Origin of the sequence: Dokdonella sp. (assembly GCF_035511235.1) — a bacterium.
Classification (GTDB): domain Bacteria; phylum Pseudomonadota; class Gammaproteobacteria; order Xanthomonadales; family Rhodanobacteraceae; genus Dokdonella.
In genome coordinates this window covers 166731-191559 of sequence record NZ_DATKFQ010000009.1, presented here as the reverse complement: position 1 = coordinate 191559, position 24829 = coordinate 166731, and the positions used below count along the sequence as shown (strand labels likewise).

General features: G+C 70.4%; 26 protein-coding genes. 18 read left to right on the top strand and 8 right to left on the bottom strand.

Features of this window, described 5'->3' with window-relative positions; all coding sequences use genetic code 11:
- The first annotated feature begins 56 nt into the window (after positions 1-56).
- A complete protein-coding gene (locus VMR06_RS04990; protein WP_325373650.1) occupies positions 57-1013 on the top strand; it encodes a pyridoxal-phosphate dependent enzyme in 957 nt (318 codons plus the stop codon).
- A 133-nt stretch (positions 1014-1146) separates the two neighbouring features.
- The gene (locus VMR06_RS04985; protein ID WP_325373648.1) at positions 1147-1605 is read left to right on the top strand and encodes a DUF2214 family protein; all 459 of its coding nucleotides are present in this window, start codon (positions 1147-1149) and stop codon (positions 1603-1605) included.
- Here the strand turns inward: VMR06_RS04985 and VMR06_RS04980 are convergent.
- On the bottom strand, positions 1593-2504 hold the full coding sequence (locus VMR06_RS04980) for a DMT family transporter (RefSeq protein ID WP_325373646.1): 912 nt from the start codon (positions 2502-2504) through the stop codon (positions 1593-1595). The genes VMR06_RS04985 and VMR06_RS04980 overlap by 13 nt on opposite strands.
- A 69-nt stretch (positions 2505-2573) precedes the next feature.
- On the opposite strand from VMR06_RS04980, the gene VMR06_RS04975 reads away from it, so the two are divergent.
- The 3 genes from VMR06_RS04975 to VMR06_RS04965 are packed head-to-tail and all read left to right on the top strand — an operon-like array spanning position 2574 to position 4481.
- Positions 2574-2978 (top strand): nuclear transport factor 2 family protein, encoded by a 405-nt coding sequence (locus tag VMR06_RS04975; protein ID WP_325373643.1) that lies wholly within the window; start codon positions 2574-2576, stop codon positions 2976-2978.
- Between the two features lie 7 nt (positions 2979-2985).
- Entirely contained in the window at positions 2986-3570 is a 585-nt protein-coding gene (locus VMR06_RS04970) for a DNA-3-methyladenine glycosylase I (protein ID WP_325373641.1), read from the top strand.
- Positions 3567-4481, top strand: coding sequence for an arginine deiminase-related protein (locus tag VMR06_RS04965; RefSeq protein ID WP_325373639.1), 915 nt, complete (start codon positions 3567-3569; stop codon positions 4479-4481). The genes VMR06_RS04970 and VMR06_RS04965 overlap by 4 nt, the downstream gene beginning before the upstream one ends.
- Before the next feature lie 59 nt (positions 4482-4540).
- Here VMR06_RS04965 and VMR06_RS04960 read toward each other — a convergent pair whose 3' ends face one another.
- The gene (locus VMR06_RS04960; RefSeq protein ID WP_325373636.1) at positions 4541-5275 is read right to left on the bottom strand and encodes a TonB family protein; all 735 of its coding nucleotides are present in this window, start codon (positions 5273-5275) and stop codon (positions 4541-4543) included.
- Positions 5276-5619: 344 nt separating this feature from the next.
- The gene (locus tag VMR06_RS04955; protein WP_325373634.1) at positions 5620-6366 is read right to left on the bottom strand and encodes a type 1 glutamine amidotransferase; all 747 of its coding nucleotides are present in this window, start codon (positions 6364-6366) and stop codon (positions 5620-5622) included.
- Between the two features lie 115 nt (positions 6367-6481).
- On the opposite strand from VMR06_RS04955, the gene VMR06_RS04950 reads away from it, so the two are divergent.
- Positions 6482-7936, top strand: coding sequence for an amino acid permease (locus VMR06_RS04950; protein ID WP_325373631.1), 1455 nt, complete (start codon positions 6482-6484; stop codon positions 7934-7936).
- A gap of 87 nt (positions 7937-8023) precedes the next feature.
- Here the strand turns inward: VMR06_RS04950 and VMR06_RS04945 are convergent, their stop codons facing one another.
- Positions 8024-8482 (bottom strand): DUF6265 family protein, encoded by a 459-nt coding sequence (locus tag VMR06_RS04945; protein WP_325373629.1) that lies wholly within the window; start codon positions 8480-8482, stop codon positions 8024-8026.
- A gap of 86 nt (positions 8483-8568) precedes the next feature.
- On the opposite strand from VMR06_RS04945, the gene VMR06_RS04940 reads away from it, so the two are divergent.
- From VMR06_RS04940 to VMR06_RS04930, 3 genes are all read left to right on the top strand, one after another.
- The gene (locus VMR06_RS04940) at positions 8569-9306 is read left to right on the top strand and encodes a helix-turn-helix domain-containing protein (RefSeq protein WP_325373627.1); all 738 of its coding nucleotides are present in this window, start codon (positions 8569-8571) and stop codon (positions 9304-9306) included.
- Between the two features lie 246 nt (positions 9307-9552).
- Positions 9553-10905 carry a hypothetical protein gene (locus tag VMR06_RS04935; RefSeq protein WP_325373625.1) on the top strand — a complete coding sequence of 451 codons (1353 nt, stop codon included), beginning with the start codon at positions 9553-9555 and terminating at the stop codon, positions 10903-10905.
- Between the two features lie 23 nt (positions 10906-10928).
- Positions 10929-11465, top strand: coding sequence for a lectin MOA-related protein (locus VMR06_RS04930; protein WP_325373623.1), 537 nt, complete (start codon positions 10929-10931; stop codon positions 11463-11465).
- 180 nt (positions 11466-11645) lie between these two features.
- Here the strand turns inward: VMR06_RS04930 and VMR06_RS04925 are convergent, their stop codons facing one another.
- The 4 genes from VMR06_RS04925 to VMR06_RS04910 are packed head-to-tail and all read right to left on the bottom strand — an operon-like array spanning position 11646 to position 17285.
- Complete coding sequence (locus VMR06_RS04925) at positions 11646-14594, bottom strand: CHAT domain-containing protein (protein WP_325373621.1); 2949 nt, start codon at positions 14592-14594, stop codon at positions 11646-11648.
- 46 nt (positions 14595-14640) lie between these two features.
- Entirely contained in the window at positions 14641-15954 is a 1314-nt protein-coding gene (locus tag VMR06_RS04920) for a hypothetical protein (RefSeq protein ID WP_325373619.1), read from the bottom strand.
- A gap of 8 nt (positions 15955-15962) precedes the next feature.
- Entirely contained in the window at positions 15963-16616 is a 654-nt protein-coding gene (locus tag VMR06_RS04915) for a hypothetical protein (protein WP_325373617.1), read from the bottom strand.
- A 57-nt stretch (positions 16617-16673) separates the two neighbouring features.
- Complete coding sequence (locus tag VMR06_RS04910; protein ID WP_325373615.1) at positions 16674-17285, bottom strand: sigma-70 family RNA polymerase sigma factor; 612 nt, start codon at positions 17283-17285, stop codon at positions 16674-16676.
- Between the two features lie 178 nt (positions 17286-17463).
- Between VMR06_RS04910 and VMR06_RS04905 the strand changes: the two genes are divergently transcribed.
- From VMR06_RS04905 to hisIE, 9 genes are read left to right on the top strand one after another with little or no spacing between them, the layout of a single operon-like run.
- A complete protein-coding gene (locus VMR06_RS04905) occupies positions 17464-17817 on the top strand; it encodes a YerC/YecD family TrpR-related protein (RefSeq protein WP_325373613.1) in 354 nt (117 codons plus the stop codon).
- The gene (hisG, locus tag VMR06_RS04900; protein WP_325373611.1) at positions 17814-18710 is read left to right on the top strand and encodes an ATP phosphoribosyltransferase; all 897 of its coding nucleotides are present in this window, start codon (positions 17814-17816) and stop codon (positions 18708-18710) included. Before VMR06_RS04905 ends, hisG begins: the two co-directional genes overlap by 4 nt.
- The gene (gene hisD / locus VMR06_RS04895; protein ID WP_325373609.1) at positions 18707-20026 is read left to right on the top strand and encodes a histidinol dehydrogenase; all 1320 of its coding nucleotides are present in this window, start codon (positions 18707-18709) and stop codon (positions 20024-20026) included. Before hisG ends, hisD begins: the two co-directional genes overlap by 4 nt.
- Positions 20023-21072 (top strand): histidinol-phosphate transaminase, encoded by a 1050-nt coding sequence (hisC, locus tag VMR06_RS04890; RefSeq protein ID WP_325373607.1) that lies wholly within the window; start codon positions 20023-20025, stop codon positions 21070-21072. The genes hisD and hisC overlap by 4 nt, the downstream gene beginning before the upstream one ends.
- Positions 21069-22136 (top strand): bifunctional histidinol-phosphatase/imidazoleglycerol-phosphate dehydratase HisB, encoded by a 1068-nt coding sequence (hisB, locus tag VMR06_RS04885; RefSeq protein WP_325373605.1) that lies wholly within the window; start codon positions 21069-21071, stop codon positions 22134-22136. Before hisC ends, hisB begins: the two co-directional genes overlap by 4 nt.
- Positions 22133-22729, top strand: coding sequence for an imidazole glycerol phosphate synthase subunit HisH (gene hisH / locus VMR06_RS04880; protein ID WP_325373603.1), 597 nt, complete (start codon positions 22133-22135; stop codon positions 22727-22729). The genes hisB and hisH overlap by 4 nt, the downstream gene beginning before the upstream one ends.
- Positions 22723-23460, top strand: a complete 738-nt coding sequence (locus tag VMR06_RS04875; RefSeq protein WP_325373601.1) for a HisA/HisF-related TIM barrel protein — start codon at positions 22723-22725, stop codon at positions 23458-23460. Before hisH ends, VMR06_RS04875 begins: the two co-directional genes overlap by 7 nt.
- Positions 23442-24218, top strand: a complete 777-nt coding sequence (gene hisF, locus VMR06_RS04870; protein ID WP_325373599.1) for an imidazole glycerol phosphate synthase subunit HisF — start codon at positions 23442-23444, stop codon at positions 24216-24218. Before VMR06_RS04875 ends, hisF begins: the two co-directional genes overlap by 19 nt.
- Positions 24215-24829, top strand: a complete 615-nt coding sequence (gene hisIE, locus VMR06_RS04865) for a bifunctional phosphoribosyl-AMP cyclohydrolase/phosphoribosyl-ATP diphosphatase HisIE (RefSeq protein ID WP_325373597.1) — start codon at positions 24215-24217, stop codon at positions 24827-24829. Before hisF ends, hisIE begins: the two co-directional genes overlap by 4 nt.

Below are 24829 nucleotides of genomic sequence, written 5' to 3'. Positions count from 1 at the left end.
GCACGCGAAAACCGCCGGCGTGTATCGTCGCCGGTCCGACTCCCGGCGCGATCATCATGAACGAGGCGATTCCCGACTTTGCCGCCGTCGAAGCCGCCGCGCGCCGCATCGCGCCGTTCGCGGCGTCGACGCCGATCCTGCGTTCGAGCAGCCTCGACGCGCTGGCCGGCGCCGCACTGGTCTTCAAGTGCGAGAACTTCCAGCGCGTCGGCGCCTTCAAGTTCCGCGGCGCCTGCAACGCGGTGTGGTCGCTCGAGGAGAACCGCGCGCAGCGCGGCGTGGTGACCCACTCCTCCGGCAATCACGGCGCCGCGCTGGCGCTGGCCGCGCGTACGCGCGGCATCCCCGCGCATGTCGTCGTGCCGGAGGGCGCGGTCGCGGCCAAGCTCGCCGGCATCCAGGCCTACGGCGCGATCCTGCATCGCTGCGCGCCGACGATGGCTGCGCGCGAGGCCACGGCTGCGGCGGTCGCCGCCGAGACCGGCGCGACCCTGGTGCATCCGTACACCGAGCCGCAGGTGATCGCCGGCCAGGGCACCGCCGCGCTCGAGCTGATCCGGGAGGCCGGCCCGTTCGACGCGGTCATCGCGCCGATCGGCGGCGGCGGCCTGATCGGCGGTACCGCCGTGGCGACCGCCGAGCTGCTGCCGTCGGCCCGGCTGTTCGCGGCCGAACCGGAGGGCGCCGACGACGCGCTGCGCTCGCTGCGCGCCGGCCATCGCGTGACCGACCTGACGCCGGATACGATCTGCGACGGCCTGCGCGGCCTGATCGGCGCGATCAACTTCGATCTGCTGCAGCGCTACGCGGTCCAGGTGCTGCCGGTTTCCGACGCCGAGGTGATCGCGGCGATGCGACTGATCTGGGAGCGGCTCAAGATCATCGTCGAGCCGTCCAGCGCGACGGTGCTGGCGGCGATCCTGCGCCACCGCCCGGCGTTCGCCGGACGCCGCATCGGCGTCGTGCTGAGCGGCGGCAACGTCGATCTGGACCATCTGCCATGGCTGGCATAGCGGTGCTTCGGACCGGCACCAGCCGGAGCCGCGCGATTGCCCGGACGATCGACGCTCGCGCCATGCGCTGGCCCAATTGTGCCGCCGAGCCGCAGCGCCGGCGCCTGCCGTCCCGGACCCGGAGAACCTGACGATGTGGACCGATGCCCTGCTCGCCTATGCCCATTACGCGAGCATCCTGATGCTCGCCGGCTATCTGCTCTGCGAATACCTGCTGCTGCGGCGCAAGGACATCGCGCCCGATCCGGCCTTCCTGGTCCGCATCGACATCGGTTACTGCATCGCCGCGGTGGCCGTGCTCGCCAGCGGCGCGGGACGGCTGTTGTTCGGTCTCAAGCCAGCCGCGTTCTATCTTGGCAACCCGGTGTTCCACGCCAAGATCGGGCTGTTCGTGCTGATCGGCCTGCTGTCGATCGTGCCGACCCGCACGTTCCTGCGCTGGCGGCGCCTGCGCCGCGCCGATCCGGCCTGGCCGCTGCCGGCGCCGGAGCAGCGCCGCGTCCGCCTGCTGGTGCTGCTCGAGCTGCACCTGATCGCGCTGCTGCCGCTGCTGGCCGCGCTGATGGCGCGCGGCATCGGCTATCGCGGCTGATCGCCGCCTCCGGCCGGATCGGCGCGACGGGACGCGCCCGCACGCCGGTTGATCACCAGCAGCGCGAGACAGATCAGCACGATGCCGGCGCTCTCGGCGGCATCCGGCCGCTCGCCGAGCAGCCACCACGCGAAACCGATGCCGAGCACCGGAATCACCAGACTGGTCATGCCGGCGACCTGGGTCGGCAGATGCTCGACGATATAGGACCACAGCAGCCAGGCCAGGCCCGAGGCGAGCACGGCGTTGTAGGTAAGGATCGCGACGAAGCGGCCGCTCCAGTCGAACGTGCGCTCGTCGGCCAGCAGCGCGATGAGGATCAGGCCGGCGCTGCCGAACGCCATCTGCCAGGCGGTCAGCGACAGCGCGCCGACGCCGCCGCGCGCGAACAGGCGCTTGGACAGCACGACGCCGATCGCCCAGAACAGGCCGCCGCCGACCGCGAGCCAGGCGCTGCGCACGCTGCCGACGCCGTGCCAGGGCTCGAGTACGAGGAGCAGACCCGCGGCCGCGACCGCGAGACCGGCCCAATGCCGCCCCGCCGGCCGGTCGGCGAGCAGCCACCAGGCCAGCAGCACCGCCCAGAACGGCATCGTGTACGCGAGCAGCGCGGTCTTGCCGGCGCCGCCGTCGACCAGCGCCCACTGCACCAGCGCCTGGAAGCCGGTGGTCTGGGCCACGCCGATCAGCGCGGTCTGCAGCAGCGGCGGCGGCCGCAGACTCTCGCCACGCGCGGCCAGCAGCGCGAACAGCACGCCGGTACCGAGCGTGTAGCGCAGCGCCGAGAACGAAAACGGTCCGGCGTGGACCATCGCCTGCTTCATGACGATCCAGTTGTAGCTCCAGATCAGCGCGAGCACGACGAGCGCGAACCAGGCGCGCGAAGCAGGACGGGACATGGCGATACGTCGCATGGCGTGCCGGGAGGGATCGCCTATGATACGCGCCGACCTACCGGAGGAAGACCCGTGTCCGCCACCACCGACCTGATCCGCGACTACTACGCCGCCTTCAACCGCGCCGACTGGGACGCGATGCTCGCCCATCTGACCGACGACGTCGCCCACGACATCAACCAGGGCGGCCGCGAGACCGGCAAGGACACGTTCCGCGCGTTTCTCGCGCGCATGAACCGCTGCTACCGCGAGCGCCTCGAGAACATCGTCGTATGCGCCAGCGAGGACGGCCGCAACGCCTCGGCCGAATACGTCGTGCACGGCCAGTATCTGGTCGCCGACGAGGGGCTGCCGCCGGCGCACGGCCAGACCTACGTGCTGCCCGGCGGCGCGTTCTTCGACATCCGCGACGGCCGGATCGCCCGCGTCACCAACTACTACAACCTGGAGGATTGGATCCGCCAGGTCAGCGCCTGAGCCGGCCGTGACATCCGCCGAACCGGTCCGCTGCGGCTGGGCGATGCACACCGACATCGAGCGCGACTACCACGACACCGAGTGGGGCGTTCCGCTGCACGATGACCGCACGCTGTTCGAGTTCCTGTGCCTGGAAGGCGCGCAGGCGGGCCTGTCGTGGCGCACGATCCTCGCCAAGCGCAGCCACTACCGTGCCGCGTTCGAGCAGTTCGACATCGCGCATTGCGCGAAGCTGACCGACGCGCGCCTGGAGCGGCTGCTGACCGATCCGGGCATCGTGCGCAACCGGCTCAAGGTGTATTCGGTGCGCGACAACGCGCGCGCCGCGCTCGCGGCGATCGACGAGTTCGGCAGTCTCGACGCGTTCCTGTGGTCGTTCGTCGACGGCGAGCCGGTCGTCAATGCGTGGAAGACGATGCGCGAGGCGCCGACGCACACGCCGGCCTCGGACCGGATGAGCAAGACGCTCAAGAAGCGCGGCTTCCGCTTCGTCGGCACGACGATCTGCTACGCGATGATGCAGGCCACCGGCATGGTCAACGACCATGTCACCGACTGCTTCCGCTACCGCCAGGTCGCGGCCGGCGCGTGATCGTCACCGAGCCGGCCGCGTTCCTCGCCGCGTTCGACGACGAACGCTTCCCGCCGCGCATGCCGGCGACCGCGCGCGCGGCGTTCCTCGTGGCGCCGGCCGACTTCTCGCTGGCGGCCGAATCCGCACGCGACAACCGCTACATGGACATGGCGGCAAGGCCCGATCCGCTGCGCGCGCTGGCCGAGCACGCGACGCTGGCGCGGCGCATCGGCGCGGACCTGCCGACCGTGTGCTTCCCGGGCGATCCGGACTGCCCGGACGGCCTGTTCCCGAACAACGTGTTCGCGACCGCGCCGGGCCGGCTGATCGTCGGCCGCATGCGCCATGCGGTGCGCCGGCGCGAGGCCGAGCGCGGCGACATCCGCGCATTCTTCGCCGACACGCTCGGCTATCGAACGATCGATCTCTCGCACGAGGCCTTCGTCGCCGAGTTGACCGGCTCGCTGGTGATCGACCGCGCGCGCGGCATCGGCTATTGCGGGCTGTCCGAACGCTGCGATGCCGACGGCGCGCGCGCGATGCACGAGGCGTTCGGCCTGCGCCTGACGTTCTGTTTCGCGCTCGCCGCCGGCGAGTACCACACCAATGTCGTGCTGGCGCTGCTGGGCGGCCGCACCGCGATGCTCGCGCCGGACGGCTTCGCCGACCCGGCCGTGCCGGCCGCGATCGCGCGCGCCTACGGCGACCGCGCGGTCTGGCTCACACCCGGACAGAAGCGCGCCTATGCCGGCAATGCGATCAGCCTCGGCGCGGAGCGGGTCTGGATCAGCGCACGCGGCGCCGACGCGCTGTCACCGGACCAGCACGCCGCGCTGCAGCGCTGGGGCTGGACGATCGGCAGCGTCGACCTGGAGACGATCGAAACCGCCGGCGGCAGCCTGCGCTGCTGCGTCGCGGAGATCTACTGACGCGGCGGCGCGAGCGCGGCGCCGCCGGCGCGGAACGGGGCCGGCCGGGTGCGGTGTGTTCAACGGCAGACCTGCAGCTGCGCCGTCGTGCGCACCGTCTGCGAGCCGACCGGAAACGCGCGGCTCGGCGCGGGACGCGCGCCGGGCAGCCGCCAGTCCTCCGCGCTGATCGTGTCGGCTTCGCCGTCGGCCGGATCCTCGCCGGCCGGCCGCGTCGTGAATCGAAACGGCACCGCGACCGTACCGGTGATCGGCCTGCCGTCGTAGCGCGGCAGCTCGAACGTCCAGCGCCGCAACGCCTCGCGCGCTGCCCGCGCAAGCGTCATGTTGACGCCGCCGTCGGCCAGATCGATGTCGGCGCAGCGGCCGTCCTCGCCGAGCGCGCAGCGAAACACGATGCGACCCTCGCGCACCGCCGCGAGCGCCCTGGCCGGATAGCCGGGCGCGACCATCGTGACCGGACGCGGCATCGGCTTGACCGCGGCGATCGTCGCGACCAGGCCGTCCGCGTCCGGACGCAACGCCACGTCCACGCGCGCCGGCGTATCGACCACCACGGCGCGTCCGTCGATCAGCAGCGGATCGAACGCGCGCATCGCCAGCTGCACCCGCAACCGGTCCATGAAGGCGGGCGTGTAGCACTGCGCATACGGATAGGTCACGCGCGTCGTGCGTCCTTCGGCGTCGATGCCGATCTGCACCCAGACCCGGATCGTCTCGACGCCCGGCATCTCCTGCGCGCCGGCCGCGAACGAGACCGCCAGCAATGCACCTCCGATCCAGCTCCGACGCATCGACCGCCCCCCTTGAACATGGACTGACGATGCCGTCCGTCGCCGGGACACCACTCGTCAGCGAAACAATCTAGAAGGCCGTCGGGTCACGCGCCGCACCCGATCGCTGTCGAACGATTCTCGACCCGGCGCCCAAGGCGGCGCGGGCCGGGAGGCCACCGGTCGTCACATCGTCACCGCTCTTGCTGCCGGCGCGATCCTTCCACGCGGCTCGGGCGCTGGCGGCGCCGCGATCATCGGCCGGCCATTACGGGGATCGCCCAACTGCGCAGCCGGCCCGATGCGCATAGGCACGGGCGGCTCGCGCGGCACGCTTGCGTCCCGGTCGCACCCGATCGACCTGCTCAGCGCGACGGCAGCACGATCCGCCGCGCCGGCCGCCCGACCTGATCGAGAAACGCCGTGAACACCGCATCGGCCGCCGCCTGCATCGTCTCGATACGGGCGACGGTCGCGCCACGGATCGCTTCGGCACCGTGGCCGAGGCCGGCCGCCTCCAGATCGTCGCGATAGGCCGGCAGGCCGAGCCAGCGCTCGATCAGCGCCGTGTCCATCTCGAGATGGAACTGGAATCCGTACGCCGCCGCGCCGTAGCGGAACGCCTGGTTCTCGCAGGTGGCTGTCCGCGCCAGGTGCTCGGCGCCGCTCGGCAGGTCGAACGTATAGCGATGCCACTGGAACACCGGCGCGATCTCGCCGAGCGAAGCGGTGACCGCGTCACGTCGCCCGGCCTCGGTCGTCTCCAGGTCGTACCAGCCGATTTCCGGCGGATCGTTGCGGCGCACCGCGGCGCCGAGTACATGCGCCAGCAGCTGCGCGCCGAGACAGATGCCGAGCACCGGCTTGCCCTGCGCCAGCGCGCGCTCGATCGCAGCCAGCTCGGTCCTCAGATGCGGCCGCCGCAGCTGGTCGGCCACGTTCATCGGCCCGCCGAGTACGATCAGGCCGCGATAGCGGTCGAGCGAGGGCTGCGCGTCAGGCTCGCGCTCGAAGTTGACGAACCTGATGCGATGGCCGCGGCGGCGGATCAGCCGGTCGAGCGTGCCGAGCGGCTCGGCGGCCACGTGCTGGAAGACCAGGACTCGCGACATGGATCCGGATGCTGCGATGCAGTAGAGCGCGACTCTAGCCAATCGCCTCAGACGGCGCACGCGATCGCGGCCGATGCTCGGTTTATGATCGACCGAACGTCCGGGGAGAACGTGCATGCGTCTGATCGAGCGGCTCACACGTCACAAGTCCGTCGAACAACTGCAGGCCGAGCTCGGCCAGCGCCGCGATCTGCGCCGCGTGCTCGGCGTCTGGCAGCTGACCGGCATCGGCCTCGGCGGCATCATCGGTGTGGGCATCTTCGTGCTGGCCGGTCAGCAGGCGGCCGTCAATGCCGGCCCGGCGGTGGCGATCGCATTCCTGATCGCCGGCATCGCCAGCGCCGCGGCGGCGCTGTGCTATGCCGAGTTCGCCGGCCTGATCCCGGTGACCGGCAGCGCCTACACCTACGGCTACGCGGTGCTCGGAGAAGGCGTGGCCTGGCTGATCGGCTGGGATCTGCTGCTCGAATACGCGCTGATCGTCGCCGCAGTCGCCAGCGGCTGGGCCGGCTATCTGCAGGCCCTGCTCGAGGCGGCCGGCATGCCGCTGCCGGTCTGGGCGCAGGGCGCGCTCGGCACCGGCGAGGGCCGCGTGTTCAACGTCGTCGCCGCGTTCGTGGCGCTGGCGGTAGCCGGCCTGCTGACGCTGCGCACCGAATGGGGTGCCCGGCTCAATACCGCGGTCGTCGCGATCAAGATCGTCGGCGTGGCCCTGGTCATCGGCGTCGGCGCGTTCTACATCGATCCGGCCAACTGGCAGCCGTTCGTGCCCGAGCGCGTCGTCGACGCCGGCGGCGTCGGCCATTACGGCTGGCACGGCGTGGTCGCGGCCGCGTCGGTCGTGTTCTTCGCGGTGTTCGGCTACGACACGCTGACCACCGCCGCCGAGGAAGCGAAGAATCCGCAGCGCGACCTGCCGCGCGCGATCCTGCTCTCGCTCGGCATCTCGATGGCGCTGTATCTGACGATCTCGCTGGTGCTGACCGGCGTGGCGCACTACTCCACGCTCGACAACGATGCGCCGGTCGCGCGCGCGTTCGGCGACCTCGGTCTGACCTGGGTCAGCGTGGCGATCTCGGTGACCGCGGTCACCGGCATCATCAGCGTCGTCTTCGCGTTCATGCTGGCAGCCGCGCGGATCTGGTTCTCGCTGGCGCGCGACGGTCTGCTGCCGGCCTGGTTCGCGAAGGTGCACCCGCGCTACGGCACGCCGTACCGGCCGACGCTGATGCTCGGCGTGCTGACCGCGCTCGCCGCCGGCCTGCTGCCGCTCGGCGAGCTGGCCAAGCTCGTCAACATCGGCGCGTTGAGCGCGTTCGTGGTGATCTGCGGCGCGATCCTGGTGCTGCGCTACCGGCAGCCGGAGCTGCCGCGCGCGTTCCGCACGCCGTGGGTGCCGTTCGTGCCGCTGATCGGCATCGCCTTCTCGCTGTGGCTGCTCTCGTTCCTGCCGTGGACGACCTGGGAGCGCTTCCTGATCTGGATGGGCGTGGGCCTGGTCGTCTACTTCGGCTACGGCATCCGTCACAGCCGCCTGGCGCGCGGGGACGAACGGCCGCCGCAGTCCTGATCGCGGCGGGCCCGGTCCGTCACCCGCACTGCGTCCGGCCTGCACGCGTCGCCGCGTGCGACGGCAAGCGCGGCCGGGCGACCGCGATCAGCGGCGCTGCCAGGTCCAGCTCATCGGGCGCGCGCCATCCGGTCCGGCGATCGTCGCGTGCAGACGGTCGCCGTCGCGCCGGTAGGTGATGACCGCGGGATAGTCGTGCTGCGGGTTCTCGAACGTGACGCTGTCGGCCGTAGCGGCCGTCAGCCGGAACGGCACCGGCGCCTGCCCGGCGGGCGCCGCCCAATACGTCACGACGCCGTCGGCACCGGTCTGGATGCGCAGGAACTCGAAACCGCGCGCGGCCGTGCCGGCACCGTTGCGATTGACGCCGAGCATCAGGCCGCCGCGCGGCGCAGTCCAGTGTTCCTCGGACCAGCGCCCGTCGGTCTCCGCGGCCCAGGTGCCGCCGAGCCAGGCCAGCCGGTCGATCGTGACGGCATCGCCGGCGTGCGCCGGCGGCGCGGCGGCGCCGATACAGGCCAGTGCAATCGCGATCAGGTGTTTCATGTGCGGCTCCGCCGGTCGAGGTGGGCGCAGGTTAGTCTTGACGGAGCCGGCTGGACTTGGACGAACGCGACACGCGGAGCCTACGCATGCACTACGCCGAAATCTCGCTGCCGGCACTCGACGGCCTGGTCAAGACGCTATGGACGCTGCGCTGCGACGGCACGCCTGACGCCATCGTCGAGCACGATGCGACGCCCGACGGCTGCCTCGAGGTGATCCGGCGCATCGCAGGACGTTCCGGCTGGGGCCGCGCGCAGCCGGCGGTATTCGTCGCCGGCCTGATCGATCGGCCGGCGCGCCTGCGGTTCAGCGGCGATGCCGCCTTCGTCGGCCTGCGCCTGTGGCCCTGGACCTGGCATGCATTCGGCGGCCGGCCGTGCAGCCGCTTCGTCAACGACTGGATCGCGCTCGAGGAGGCCGGCCTGCCGGCCGATCTGAGCGCGATGTTCGCGACGCTCGAGGCCGATCCGGACCCCGCGCTCCGCGAGCGTCTGGCCGCGCTGGACGACGGCACGCTCGCCGCAATGGGCCGCTCGATCCTCGGCGCGACCACGGTCTCGGCGCTGGCCGCCCACGGCGGCCTGACGATGCGCGGCCTGCAGCGCTGGTTCCGGCGCCACGTCGGCATCGCGCCGCGCACCTATCTGCGGCTGCTGCGCTTCCAGGACACGCTGGTCACGATCCAGACCGACCCCGCCATCCTGGCCGACCAGGCCGCGCTGCACGGCTATGCCGACCAGCCGCACATGGCGCGCGACTTCCGCGCGCTGGCCGGACGCGCCCCGCGCACCATGCGCAAGCGCGCGCGCGGGCCGTTCGTGTAGCAGGACGCTACGAACGGCTGCGTTGCTTCCAGGCGCGGCCGTATAGCGGCGACAGAACCACTGTTGCGATCACCCGGCAGCCCGCCGCTCACATCGCCCGATAGGCCAACCGAAGCGCCTCCCATTTCTCAGAGGGGCTGAGACAGCGCGCGCCCACACGCCACCTTGCAGATCGCATCCGGCGGCACCGCTCAGCTCGGACGTCCAGCCGTCATCGGTTCCCCACTTCGCCAAAGGGAGTACGCCATGCCGATCCTTCATCGCGCGATCCGTCTCACCGCCCTGACGACCCTGACCGTGCTCACCGGCTGTGCGGTCATGCAGCCCTACGTGAGCCACGAGGCGCTCGAGGCAGCCGAGCCGGTCTACACGGATAAAGTCCCGATCTGTCCGACCGAACAGTCGATGAAGACATCGATCGAACGCGCGCGGCGTTTGCAAGGCCTCTACGAGGAAGCTGCGCTGGACCACAACCGCTTCGCGGTCGGAACCGGTCTTGCGCTGATCCCGCTGTCAGCCGTCGTCGGCTACAAGGCCTACGTCAACAACAATCCGCACAACGTTGCGGCACTGGCGGCCGGTGGATTCGTCGGAGCGACCGGGGCGACCTACCTGTACGCACCTCGACAGAAGATCTACTTCAACGGCATCCAGGCGCTGGATTGCGCGATCGATACCATCGAACCACTGGCGTTGGCGAGCGAGACGCAGCGCGCGGAGGACAAAAAACGGCGTGACAGCCTCAGTCGGAACTGGGAAACCGTCGAACGGGCGCAGCAGGCACTGGCTGCCGTCGTCGAGAACGCGACTTGCGACAGCGGTACCGATCAGGCTGCCGCGATCACTGCCCGGCTCGACGACGTGCAGGCCCGGCAGGTCGATTCGGCTCGACGCGTCAACGAGATTCAGGATGCCCTGTACAGCCGGTCGTTTCTGCCCAAGACCGACGTGCTGGCCTGCAATCTCGATCGGGCAGTCCAGCGGATCCGCACCGAAGTCAATCTGCAGTTGTCTACCTCCACGCCCTCACCGGCCGACCTTGCTGCGCAACTCGGCAATCTGTCGCTGCCGACCGCCGGCGGCGGCAAGACCGAGAAAGCCAAGGCACCCTCCGCGCTGGCGATCCGGAAAGACGCAAATGCAAAGGCTCTGGCACGCGGCAAGACCTGCCCATCCGAGAGCTCGATCACGGACGCGCTCAGCCAACTGGAGCAGAACCTGCGGGCGCTTGACGACGCGTTGAGCGAAGCCCAGTCCTATCTGGACCGCACATCGCCGGTCGTCTACGACCCCGAGCTGCTCGCCGCCTGCTCGCTCGGCGCCACGCACCCGCCGGTGACGATCAGCACGGCGCCTGACGAGTCGCTGTCGATGAAGACAGGTCAGACCCTGCAGGTGACGATCGTCGGTGGCTATCGGCCATACGCGGCTCTCGTCCGCAATCCGCCGGCCGATGCCGCCGAGCTGGTCGTGAAGATCGCTCCGGACGGCCAGACCCTGACGATCAAGGCCGGCAGCAAGGCCGCCGGCACCTACACCCTCGTCGTCAACGACAAGAACGGAGCGGCCGCATCGGCCAAGCTCGTCGTCAGCTCCTGACCCCTCACCAACGGAGACGCCCCATGCCCGCCCACCCCGCGCCTGCCCGACTGATCGGCCCGCGCACAACCGGGCCTCGATTCAACAAGGCCACTGCCGATCCACTCGCCTCGTTCACCGCACCGCCCGCCCAGGGCACGCTCGCCTCGTCCAAGGACGTTCACGACATCGTGGCCGCGAGCCTGGCAGGGAAGTTCGCGAGCGATCCCGGCATTCGCTACGGCGATGAGCAGTTCTATCTTCCTTCTCTCCACGAGATCGCCTGGATACTCGGCGAGAGTCAGCTGGACCGGCGCACCTGGCTGCAAAACCGCTTCGACTGCGACGACTTCGCCTACGTGCTCAAGGGCGAGATGAGCAGTCACGCCTATGCGAACGCGGAGCTGACCTGTGGCTTGTGCGTCGGCATCGCCTGGGGCAATTTCGAGTGGCTCGAAGGCAATCACGCGGTCAACTGGTTCATCGACTCGACCGGCACGCTGGGCTTCATCGAGCCGCAGGACGACCGCGTCTTCCCCGCATCCAGCTGCACGGGCAATCTGTATCTGCTGCTGGCCTGACGCCTCCCGTCGGAGCATCGGGCAGCCGGCGCGATCGGTCTCGAGAAATGCCGGCCACGATGGGCCGGCTTTCGCTCGACGCGCGCGTGCAGCCGACGGGACGTCGACCGACAGCGGGCCGGCTCGTTCACACGTGAGGTCGAAGCCGGGTCATACGCACCGCCCTCTCTGACCGATTCGCTAACGTGACTGCTGCCGATGCACCAGAGATGCCCAGTAATACGGGTGACGGAATGCACGGCCGGCGCGCATCCGCAACTGCGCGGCACGCAGTGCGAAAGCCGGACCGGCTTCCCGATCGGCATTCAAGGCAGCGTAGAAGGCGGGCACCCACTGCGCCGAGGCGGCGTCGCTGATGGTCCAGCGAGCGGCGACGACATGGGCCACGCCGGCCGACACCAGAGCGGTTGCGAAATCGACGCCACCGTCCGGCAGGTCGTCGGCCTGCGCGAGCTGGCAGGCATTGAGGACGACCAGTCCGGCATGAAGCGGCGTGTCGGCCAGTGCGAGCCATCCGATGAAGCGCAGCGGCGCATCGGCTTGAACCGGCGCCAGCCACAGACCCGAATAGCCCGGCAAGCCCTCTCGATGGATCCCATGTGCGGCCACATGCACCCAGTTCGCATCAGCGGCCAACGCTTCGAGCAGCGTGGTTTCGTCCAGATCGGCTCCTGTCATCACGGTCACCGGCATGTCCGGCACGATGCCCGCGATCAGTCGCGGCTCCTGTTCGGCGCCGAACAACGGCGCCAGTTCCTCGTGACGAGCCTCGCTCAGTGATGCGACCAGCGCGGTCAGAGCCGGCGGCTCGCGCGCCCAGGCACGCGATACCGGGATACCGGATGTCGTGCTGACGGCCATACGCTCGATCAACGGACCGGCGTGGCCGGGCATACGCAGCAACGCCCAAGGAACCGATGCCAGCGCGTCGTCGGCCATGACCCACAGCTGCGTGGCGGAGGCGTCGACACCATCCGGAAACAGCCGCTCACCCAAATTTCGCGCTTCGGCTTCTATAGCAGCGACCGATCCCGTCGGCGACGACAGCGCCTCTCGCAGGGCCAGCGATGAGCGACGGATCGCCTCGGCGCTCTCGAGGCGATGCAGCGACGCCCCATCCGACGTGGCTTTCAGCGCGATCGCCCCGTGCTCTCCGAGCGCGAAGGCGATCCAGACCTGACCGGGCGCCAACGCGCGACCGACATCGACCCAGCGTTCGACCGGGGAGGCAGTCGGCGCCACGCTCAGACGCTCGGCGTAGAAGCGCATCAGCTCGCGCTGCACGCTCAAGTCGCGCTCGGCCGTCTCATCCTCCGGCGCCAGGAGCGCATCGGCCAGTGCGCGATCCACGCTGCCTCCCGCGACCGAGGCGGCGGCAGTGCCGTGGCCCAACAGCGCGGTGACCTGCGTCCGCGCCAGGACGCTCCAAGCAGCCTCGAAGCCCGGGCGCGCAGCCGGATCGGCCAGATACGCATCCACCCACGCTCGCCGCAGCAGCGCGAGCCTGCGCGCGAGCGCGTAGCGCAGACCCGGCGTTCCGGCGCGGCGCACCAAGGCGTGCAGGGCATCGATGGCGCGCTCCAGAAGACTCAAGGCTCCGGCAGCTGCACCCTCATCGATCATCAGGCGAGCGCGCAGCAGATCGCGGTCCAGCGCCGCTGCCAGCGGCAAGGACCGATCGGACAGCCTTCCCAGCTCGGCGCCGGCGGCGACTCGATCACCGCGCCGCAGGGCCGCTGCCGCGAGTGCGAGCCGCGCCTGGTCCGCGCGGCGAGCCGGCAGCGAGGCCAGCGCATCGGCCACCGCACGCTCGGCTTCCGGGGTCGCCTGCAATCTCAGTGCGGTGACGTCTGCCTCCACGATCTGCATCGGCATCTGTGCCTGGACATAGAGCGCGCGAGCACGCTGTGTCGCCCGCCATGCGGCCTCGGTGTCCCGCGCGGCGAGAATACGCGCCTGTACCAGAAGTGCGGCCGCCAGACGCGCAGGTGCCTGAGCGCCATTGAATCGCTGCACCGCCGCCTCGGCGAAGACGCGCGCCTCCGCGTCTGCGCCGAGGCCATGGTGCAATTCCGCAGCAAAGAGATACGCATTGCCTTGCCAGCGTAGATCACCGGCCGCTTCAAAAGCCGCGATTGCGCCGCCGATCGCGGCGATCGACTCGTCGATACGACCGGCTTCGAGCGCGAGTCGCGCCGACAACTGCAGCAACCTGCCGCGGACGATCGGCGTGATCGCACTCGGCGCGATCGCCAGCGCCTGTCGCGCCGCGGATTCTGCTTCGTCGACCCGACCGGCATCGGCCGCCAGCAGACCGAGGCTGTACCACGTGTTGGCGGCTTCTCCAGGTTCCCCCATCGCCATGAACGCGTCCGGCAGCGGTCCCAGACAGTCGGATGCGCGGCGCGGATCGCCCAGATAGCCGTGAATGAGACATGCCTGAGCCCGCGCTCGCGCGGCGAAGTACGGAAGGCCATCCCGCTCGCTCAGCTCACCTGCTCGCTCGGCCGCGACGAGCGCGGCTCGGTGGTCGGCCAGACGAAGGCGCTGTTCGGTCAGACCGAGCCAGCCGGCGCCCTCGCGCGATGCATCGCCGGCAGCACGCCAGCTGTCGATGGCGTCCGTATAGAGGCGTGCCGCTTCGGCGGGCGAGCCGGACCGCGACGCGAACGTCGCCAGTCCGTGCTGCAGCAAGGCGCGGCACAACGGCGTGCCGGCGAGCAGGTCGGGCGGCAGGGCGCCGCCCTTCGCGGCCAGCGCAGCGGCTGCGGCGCTGCACGCCGGCAGGCCGGCGTGTGCCGCATCGGGTGTGCAGTGCAGGGTCGCGCGCAGCGGCGCCTCCGTTCCCGGAGCACCGCTGCGCTTCACCTGGACGCTGCGCGCACCCGCCCACAGCCCGAGCCGCGGCGGACGTGTCGAGATCGCCTCGAAAGCCGCATCGGGCCCGGAGCGGATATCCAGATCGCGGCCGCGCTCCTCGATCACGAGCACGGCGCCGGCAGGCGCCTGGACATCGATGTCCAGAACGCCCTGCGCCGGAACGAAGCGGTCCCGCAGCACGCCGTCGCTGCCGCAGTCGAGCGGCCAGCGCTGGTGCAGATCCGCTGCGTCGACACGCACCGTCGTCACGGTTGCAACCGCGACCGCTGCCAGAATCCATCTCCGGCGGCTCACGCTATCCCTCGTAGGCGTCGCCCTCATCGTCCTGATCGTCGACCTCCGCGAGGAGCTTCCCCGAACTCAGGCATCCGGTACAACGCGGCATCTCGAGAGGATCGAGCACGGCACCACCGAGCTCGAGATTTCCATCGGGCGTGTCGTGAGGCGAATCGCCTTTGAACACCTCGACGTGCAGGCGCCTCTTGATTTCGTACTGAATGGTGCCGCTGCTTGATGCGACCGGCAGCAGGCCATCGCTACGGCGAAAAATATAGAACTCCACTCGATTGGAGCCTGGTTTATCGACACCATGAAGCCAAGCGTCGGGTACCTGGCCGTCACCGCCCAATTGGACCTTACACTGGTAGACAGGTACCTTGGCGTTGCACCGATAGAGTCTGAATTCCCCGTTGGCGATCTGGATTCGATCGCAGAGCCTGAGCACGGACGGGTTTCCCGAGGGCACGCTGAGATGCCACGTTCCATCAAGGCTCTTTTCGCAATCGGTCAGCGTGAGGCAGGCGTGCAAACGGCGGAGTACGAACCTGCGTGGCCTGCGAGCTGCATCCCGCGGCTCTCTCGATCCCTGTTCGACATGCCTGATCGCCCAGTCGCGTATCGGTCCCGTGATCAGGATGAACTGTGCCGTCTCGGTTTCCTGCGGCGCACCGGCAAGCCTCGACCAGTCGCGCGATGAATGTATCCCTATGACATCCAAAGTATCCGCCTTGAAAACCGGTGCGCCACTGTCGTCGTGACGGGGCATGTCTTCATCAGGGGCAACCCGTGGATCGGAGCGACACCGGCCGAATTGAGACTGAGCGGCATCCACACCCACCATCCGCGCAATAGTGGCTATCTCGTCGGCATTGTAGTTGCCCGTGCCGTCGATCCCATAACCTACGATGCGGAGTTCTTCGCCCGTCCTGTACCCGCCCCCGAGCTGCGCGTAGTTCGCCAACCCCAGATCCTCCTCCAGCTCAAGGAGGACGGGTTGATCACACTCGCCTCGCAGATGATCGACATTTCGCGGCCAGTGCGGCGGTTCTCCCACATGCGTGCGTGATGGAAACACGTAGGAAATGTCTTGCCAATGAATTGCCTTCACCGCGACATCATCGCGGCCGCACCAACTCTTGACCCGAACTCGCAAATGCGGGCCCCGAAAGAGATGGGATGCAGTCAGAATCCAGCGTGGAGCAATGGCTACTCCTGTCCCGAGAATCAGCGAGGTTCCGCCGGTAATCTTGACAGCCGGATACATCCCTTTCTCGTCCGATACACCATCTGCAACCACGCGTTTCGCATTCGTCGCACTTGGGACGTTCATATCATCTCCTAGAACACCAGTTCGAGCTCCGTTTCCTCGGTGTTTCCGAGCAGGCGAAGACCGAAGCGCAACTTCGACCTGCCCTGCCATTGAGCGGGCAGCAGATAAGTTGCGAAGCCCTCGGAGGAAACCGTCGGGATTCGCAACACGGTCGAATCTCCGCCGACCACGGCCTTCGCGGAAAGGATCTGCGCGCCGCTCGGAATGGCGATATCGACGATGATCCAGGGGGAGTCCGGATCGCCACGCTCGATCAGCGGTTCGCTGGCCTGCGCGCGCAGCGTGTCATAGACGATGCGGGTGGGATTTGAAGCCGGCACGCCGTGCGGCAGACGATCGAAACCGATCCAGGTCAAACCGACGCCGAGGACGAAGCTGGCGGCCAGCGCCAGCGCGCGTGCGAGGCTGCGTCGCGGCGATCGCGAAGGCGGAGCTCCCGGTTCAGCCGGCCTGTCCGGCGCCACCGACAGCGGCGCGGCGACATGGGCCGCATCGCGCAGCGCGTTGTCGACCTCCACCTGTTCGATCAAGTGAGCCTTGTCCAGCATGTACGCCTCGAACCAGTCGCGCTCGTCCGTGGACAATGCGCGATCGAGATAGCGGGCAAGCCATGCCTCCTCCAACCAGGACGACATGGCGGTCGTCGTCGGGGTTTCAGTCACAACGTCCTCCTGCCGACCGTTGCCGATGCCCCTTGCCAGTCAGGAGCGGCGAGTGCCTCATTTGTCTCGCCCCGCGAGCGAGACGATGCCGGCCTGCGCCAGCAAGGCCCGGAATCTGACCCGAGCCCGGTGTACCACGCGATGAAAATGATCATCGGCTATCCCCATCGAGAGGCAGATGTCTTCCTTGGAGTGCTCCTCCAGATAGAAGCGGCTCAGCAGTGCCCTGTCTCGCGCGACCGGCAGATCGGCGATGAGATTTCGCAACTGCGCAGCCATGCGCTGCGAGTCCAGGTCGGCGGGGGGATCGGAACGATCGGACAAACCGTCCGCCACGTCGATCGGCAGTGATTCGCCGCGTGCCCGCCGCTTGCGATACTCGGCGGTCGTCGCACGCACGATCATCGTCTGGAGGTAGGCAGGGAATGTCTGCGCATCCCGAATGCCGCCTTCCCGTACGCGGACCAGGACGGCGCTGAGCACGTCCTGAGCAATGTCGTCGACCACGACGTCCCCCGGACGGCAATGACGCACGACCAGTGCGCGCACACCACGCTGGAACCTAGCGAGCAACGCCGCTTCGGCCGCCCGGTCTCCTGCGGCGATCCGCTCGAGGACGCCCTGCAGGCTCTCAGTGGACGAATCATCCCTATTCTCGACGGTAGTCACCCAGCTCCCCCCAGGCAAGACTGACCCGGAGTCGATCCTACCGGTATTGCGGGACATATGAACACCGCCGCCCGGATGCCGCCGGCCCGGGCAGCGTAACGACGCCGCACCCGGGGGATTGACCGCAACGGATGCAGGCCGATACCATGACGCACTAACACGCTATTACATCAATGCAATGAAACGTCGCCCGATCACCCCCTCGCTCGACTCCGAGCACGCCGAACGCTCGCTCTGCGAGGCGCTGCTCGCGCTGCGCAGCGTCGAGGAGATGCGCGCCTTCCTGGACGATCTGTGCACGCCGGCCGAGCGCGAGGCGATGCGCGACCGCTGGTGCGTGGTCCCGCATCTGATCGCCGGCGAGCCGTATCGCGAAATCCACGAGAACACGGCGGTCAGCGTGACCACGATCGGCCGCGTCGCGCGCTGTCTCGATCAAGGCGCCGGCGGCTACCGGCTGGCGGCCAAGCGTCTGAAGCTGGACCGGCCGGCACCGCGCGCGGCCGAAGCGTCGGCGAGGAGTCCGGCATGATCGCGCCGCGTGACCGCCTGCGCGTGGCGGTGCAGAAATCCGGCCGCCTCGCCGAGGCTTCGTTGTCGCTGCTCGGGCGCGCCGGTCTGGCGTTTCGCGCCAGCCGCGACCGTCTGTTCCTCTACGGCGAGAACCTGCCGATCGACGTGCTGCTGGTCCGCGACGACGATATTCCCGGCCTGCTCGTCGAGGGCAGCTGCGAGCTCGGCATCGTCGGCCGCAACGTGCTCGAGGAGTATCGCCTCGGCGCGCCGGCCGGCGCCGCGCTGCCGGCCGAGCGCCAGGCTCTCGGCTTCGGCGGCTGCCGGCTGTCGCTGGCCGCACCCGACGGCGGCGCGATCGCCTCGATCGGCGATCTGGACGGCCTGCGCATCGCGACCTCGTATCCGGCCCTGGTCGGCGACTGGCTCGCGCGCAACGGCATCCGCGCCGACGTGGTCGTGCTGAACGGCTCGGTCGAGATCGCGCCGCGGCTCGGCAAGGCCGATGCGATCTGCGATCTGGTGTCCTCCGGCGCCACGCTGGCCGCCAACCAGCTGCACGAGATCGACACGATCCTGCGCAGCGAAGCCGTGCTCGCCGCCGGACCGCTGCCGCAGACCGGCCTGCGCGCCGAACAGATCGAGCGGCTGTGCGCACGCATCGAGGGCGCCCGCTCCAGCGACGGCGCGCGCCTGCTGATGATGCAGGCGCCGCGTACCGCGCTGGCGGCGATCACGCGCCTGCTGCCGATGCGCGAATCGCCGAGCGTGCTGAGCCTGGACGGACTGCCCGACGACATCGCCGTGCAGGCCCTGTGCAACGGCGCGCTGGACTGGCAGCACCTGGAAGACCTCAAGCGGCTCGGCGCGCGCGGTCTGATGGTGCTGAACGTGGAGCGGATGCTGGCATGAGAATCCTCGATTGGCGCGCGCTCGGACCGGCCGAGCGCGACGCGGCGCTGGCCCGTCCGCGCCAGGTGCGCGACCCGCAGCAGCTCGAGCGCGTGCGCGCGATCCTCGCCGAGGTGCGCGCGCACGGCGACGCTGCGCTGCGCACGCTCACGAAACGGCTGGATGGTTGCGACCTGGCCGACTTCGCGGTCGGCGAGGCCGAGTTCGCGGCGGCCGAGGCGGCCGTCGATGCCGGTCTGCGCGCCGCGATCGAGCGCGCGATCGAGCGTGTACGCACGTTCCACGCCGCCCAGCTGCCACGCGCATTGCGCGCCGACACTGCGCCGGGCGTGCGCTGCGAGCAGCTGATCCGTCCGATCGGCCGCGTCGGCCTGTACGTGCCGGCCGGCAGCGCGCCGCTGCCCTCGACGGTCTGGATGCTGGCGGTACCGGCGCATCTGGCCGGCTGCCCGCAGATCGTGCTGGCGACGCCGCCGCGCGCCGACGGCAGCGCCGATCCGGTGATCCTGACCGCGGCGCGCCTGTGTGGCGTCACGCAGGTGTTCAAGCTCGGCGGCGCGCAGGCGATCGCCGCGCTGGCCTACGGCACCGACAGCGTCCCGCGTTGCGACAAGCTGTTCGGTCCCGGCAACGCCTGGGTCACGCAGGCCAAGCTCGAGGTCGCCGCCGATCCCGAAGGTGCCGCGATCGACATGCCGGCCGGTCCGTCGGAAGTGCTGGTGATCGCCGACGACGGCGCCGATCCGGACTTCGTCGCCGCCGACCTGCTCGCGCAGGCCGAGCACGGGGCCGATTCGCAGGTGGTGCTGGTCAGCCCGAGCCCCGTCCTGCTGCGCGAGGTCGCCGCCGCGGTCGAGCGGCAGGCCGCGACACTGCCGCGCCGCGCGATCGCCGAGGCGGCCCTGGCGCATGCGCGGCTGATCCGGGTCGGCGACCTCGACGAGGCCATCGCCGTCTCCGAGCGCTACGCGCCCGAGCATCTGATCGTGCAGACGCGCGATCCGCGCGCGCTGCTGCCGCGGCTGTCGGCCGCCGGCAGCATCTTTCTCGGCGCCTGGTCGCCGGAAACGCTCGGCGACTACTGCGCCGGCCCCAATCACGTACTGCCGACGCTCGGCTTCGCGCGCGCGTTCAGCGGCGTCGGCGTCGACAGCTTCCTGCGCCGCGTCTACGTGCAGGAACTCAGTGCCGACGGACTCGCCGCGATCGGCGCCGACGCGGCCTTGCTGGCGCGCGCCGAACGGCTCGAGGCGCACGCCCGCGCGGTCGATCTGCGCCTGGCCGCGCTGCCGCAGCGCCAGGCGGTGACGGCATGAGCCCGCTCGCGCGCGCGCGGCCGGACCTGGCCGCCTTCGTACCGTACGCATCGGCGCGCCGCAGCGGTCTGGTCGGCGCGATCCGGCTCAATGCCAACGAATCGCCGTGGGCCGACGACGGCGATACGGCCGCGCTCAACCGCTATCCCGATCCGCAGCCGCTCGCACTGCGCAGCGACCTCGCGGCACTGTATGGCGTCGCCGAGGACCGGCTGTGGACCGGGCGCGGCAGCGACGAGGCGATCGACCTGCTGCTGCGCGGCTTCTGCCGTGCCGGCCGCGACAACGTGGTCGGCCTGGCGCCGAGTTTCGGCATGTACCGCATCGGCGCGCAGCTGCAGGGCGCCGAGTACCGCGCGCTGACGCTGAATCCAGACGACGGCTTCGCACTCGATCCGCAGCGGCTGCTGGCGCTGGTCGACGCCGATACCAAGCTGGTCGTGCTGTGCTCGCCGAACAACCCGACCGGCGAGCTGCACCACGACGTCATCGGCTTCCTCGCCGACGCGCTGGCCGACCGTGCGCTGCTGGTCGTCGACGAGGCCTACATCGAGTTCGCCGGCATCCCGAGCGCGACCGCCCTGCTCGACCGCCACGACAACCTGGTCGTGCTGCGCACGCTGTCCAAGGCGCATGCGCTGGCCGGCGCGCGTGTCGGCAGCCTGATCGCGCATCCGGACGTGGCGCGCTTCATCGGCCGCATCGCCGCGCCGTATCCGCTGCCGCTGCCGTGCGTGGCCGCGGCGATCGCCGCGCTCGAACCCGGCGCGCTCGAGCGCACGCGGGCGCGCATCGCGACCCTGGTCGGCGAACGCCGGCAGCTCGCCGACGCGCTCGCCGCACGGCCGGACGTTCGCACGGTCTGGCCGTCGGCGGCCAACTTCGTGCTGGCGCGCTTCGCCGACGGCGCCGCCGCGCTGCAGCGCGCTCTGGCCGCCGGCGTCGTGCTGCGCGACGTCTCGGCGCAACCGGGCCTCGCCGACTGCCTGCGCATCACCGTCGGCAGTCCCTACGAGAACGAGACCCTGCTGGAGGCACTGGCATGAGCGCGCCGAAGATCCTGTTCGTCGACCGCGACGGCACGCTGATCGTCGAGCCGCCGGACGAGCAGATCGACCGCTACGAGAAGTTCCGCCTGGTGCCGGGCACGATCTCGGCGCTGCGCCGCTGCGTCGAGGCCGGCTATCAGCTGGTCATGGTCAGCAACCAGGACGGCCTCGGCACGGCGAGCTTCCCGCATGCCGACTTCGCCGGGCCGCAGCTGCTGCTGCTCGACATCCTCGCCGGCGAAGGCATCACGTTCCGCGAGATCCTGATCGATCCGCATCGCCCCGAGGACGGCGCGCCGACACGCAAGCCCGGCATCGGCCTGGTCCGCCACTACCTCGGCGACGGCGCGCTCGACCGCGCGCGCAGCGCGGTGATCGGCGACCGCGAGACCGACCTGGAGTTCGCGCGCAACATCGGCATCCGCGGTCTGCGCCTGGGTGCCGACGGCGACTGGGCGGCGATCGCGCATGCGCTGCTCGACGCGCCGCGGCTCGGCCGCGTCGAGCGCACGACGCGCGAGACCCGGATCGTGGTCGAACTCGACCTGGACCACGCCGCGCGGCCCGAGATCGCCACCGGCCTCGGCTTCTTCGATCACATGATCGAGCAGCTCGGCGTGCACGGCGGTTTCGCGCTGCGCCTGAGCTGCCACGGCGACCTGCACATCGACGAGCACCACACCGTCGAGGACTGCGCGCTCGCGCTCGGCCAGGCGCTGCGCGCGGCGCTCGGCGATCGCCGCGGCATCGGCCGCTACGGTTTCACGCTGCCGATGGACGAGAGCCTCGCGGAGGTGTCGATCGACCTGTCGGGGCGTCCGTACTTCGTGTTCGACGGCGGCTTCCCGCGCGAGGCGGTCGGCGTCCTGCCGACCGAGCTGGTGCCGCACTTCTTCCGCAGCCTGTGCGATGCCCTCGGCGCGAACCTGCACCTGCGCGTGCGCGGCGAGAACACGCATCACATGATCGAAGCCTGCTTCAAGGCAGTCGGCCGCGCGCTGCGGCAGGCGATCGCGCGTGAAGCCGGCGGCGTGCCGAGCAGCAAGGGCGTGCTGGCGTGAACGTCCGTGCGGTCATCATTCCCGGCAGCGGCGCCAACTTCGGTTCGCTGCGCCAGGCCTGTGCGCGGATCGGCGTCGAGGCCGAGGTCAGCGACGATCCGTCCCGCGTCGGTGCGGCCAGCCACGTGATCCTGCCCGGTGTCGGCGCCGCCGGGCACGCGATGCGCGGACTGCGCGCGCGCGGCGTCGACCGCCTGATCCGCAGGCTCGGCCAGCCGCTGCTCGGCATCTGCCTCGGCATGCAGCTGCTGTTCGAGGGCTCCGACGAGGACGACGCCGAATGCCTCGGCGTGCTGCCGGGACGCGTGCGGCGCCTGCCAGCCGAACCGCGCTGGCCGCACATGGGCTGGAACCGCGCACGGGCCGTGCCGGGAGCGGCGCTGTTCGACGGCATCGCCGCCGACGCCTGGTTCTACTTCGTCCACGGCTATGCGGCGCCGGTCGACGCGACGCTGCAGGCGCGTACCGACTACGGCACGGCGTTCGCGTCGGCGGTGCGTGCCGGTCCCGTCCACGGCGTGCAGTTCCATCCGGAAAAATCCGCAGCGGCCGGCCGCCGCGTGCTGGCCAACTTCTTCTCGACGCCATGCTGATCGTGCCCGCCATCGACCTGCGCGACGGCCGCGTCGTGCGCCTGCGCCAGGGCGATTTCGAACGCAGCCGCCAGTTCGCGCACGATCCGGTCGAGCTCGCACGGCGCTACGTCGAGGCCGGCGCGCGCTGGCTGCATCTGGTCGACCTCGACGGCGCGCGCGCGCGCCATCCGGTGCAGACCGCGCTGCTCGCGCGCATCGCCGCACTCGGCACGCCGGTCCAGGCCGGCGGCGGCGTGCGCAGCCGCGCCGATGTCGAGTCGCTGCTCGCGGCCGGCGTCGCGCGCGTCGTCGTCGGCAGCGTCGCGATCCGCGAACCCGACACCTTCGCCGCCTGGCTCGACGCGTTCGGAACCGAGCGGCTGTGTCTGGCGCTCGATCTGCTGCGCGATGCGCAGGGGCGCTGGCTGCCGGCCGTCGACGCCTGGCAGTCCGCCGGCGACGCCGACGTCGCCGAGCTGCTGGACGCGCTGGCCGAGCGGGGCCTGCGCCACGTGCTGAGTACCGACATCGCGCACGACGGCATGGGCGAAGGGCCCAATCTGGTGCTGTACCGGATGCTGGCCGGCCGCTGGCCGGGCCTGGCCTGGATCGCATCGGGCGGCGTGCGGCACGGCGCCGACGTGGCCGCGCTGCGCACCACCGGCGTCGCCGCCTGCGTCGCCGGCACCGCCCTGCTCGACGGCAGCCTGCCGCTGGAGGAGATCGCCGCATGCTCGCGCACCGCTTGATTCCATGCCTCGACGTCGCCGACGGCGTCGTCGTCAAGGGCGTCCGCTTCCGCGACCATCGCGTGGTCGGCGACATCCTCGACCTGGCGCGCCGCTACGCCGAGGAAGGCGCCGACGAGCTGGTGTTCTACGACATCACCGCCAGCCCCGAGGGCCGGCGCGTCGATGCCGGCTGGATCGCGCGCGTCGCCGGCGAGCTCGACATCCCGTTCTGCGTCGCCGGCGGCATCCGCTCGGTCGCCGATGCCGAACAGGTGCTGGCGGCCGGCGCCGACAAGATCTCGGTCAACAGCCCGGCACTGGCCCGGCCCGACCTGATCGACCAGCTGGCCGCCCGCTTCGGCAGCCAGTGCGTGGTGATCGGCATCGACGTCGACGCGGCCGGCGAGGACCGCGGCAGCTGGCGCGTGGTCGCCGACAGCGGCCGTCCGGACCGCGCATCGGACAGCGGCCGCGACCTGCTCGGCTGGGTCCGCGAGATCGGCGAGCGCGGCGCCGGCGAGATCGTGCTCAATGCGATCCGCGCCGACGGCGTGCGCGGCGGCTATGCGCATGCGCAGCTGGCGGCCGTGCGCGCGGCGACGCGATTGCCGCTGGTCGCCTCCGGCGGCGCCGGCACGCCCGAACATTTCGCCGAGGTCTTCGAGCGCGGCGAGGCCGACGCGGCACTCGCCGCCAGCGTGTTCCACAGCGGCGAGATCCGCATCGGCGATCTGAAGCGCTATCTGGCCGCGCGCGGCATCGAGGTGCGGCTGTGAGCGGCGGGATCGTCGACCGGATCGACTGGAACAAGGGCGACGGCCTGGCGCCGCTGATCGTGCAGCACGCGCACGACGGCCGCGTGCTGATGCTCGGCTACACCGACCGCGAGGCGCTGGCCGCGACGCTCGCCAGCGGCCAGGTGCATTTCCATTCGCGCAGCCGCGGCCGGCTGTGGAAGAAGGGCGAGACCTCCGGGCACGTGCTGCAGCTGGTCTCGCTGGCGCTCGACTGCGATCGCGACACCCTGCTGTGCCAGGCAGTGCCGGCCGGCCCGACCTGCCATACCGGCGCGGCCAGCTGCTTCGACGGCGGCGGCGATGCGCATCCGTGGCTGAACCGGCTCGAGGCGCTGATCGACACGCGCCGCAGCGCCGATCCGCAGACCAGCTACGTCGCCGGCCTGTTCGCGCGCGGTCCCAAGCGGCAGGCGCAGAAGGTCGGAGAGGAAGGCGTCGAGACCGCGCTGGCCGCGGTCGGCGGCGATCGCGACGAACTGCGCGCCGAGGCAGCCGACCTGGTCTTCCATCTGCTGGTGCTGCTGCGCGGTCGCGATCTGACCCTGGCCGACGTGGTCGCCGAGCTCGCCGCGCGCCATCCTCCGCGCTGA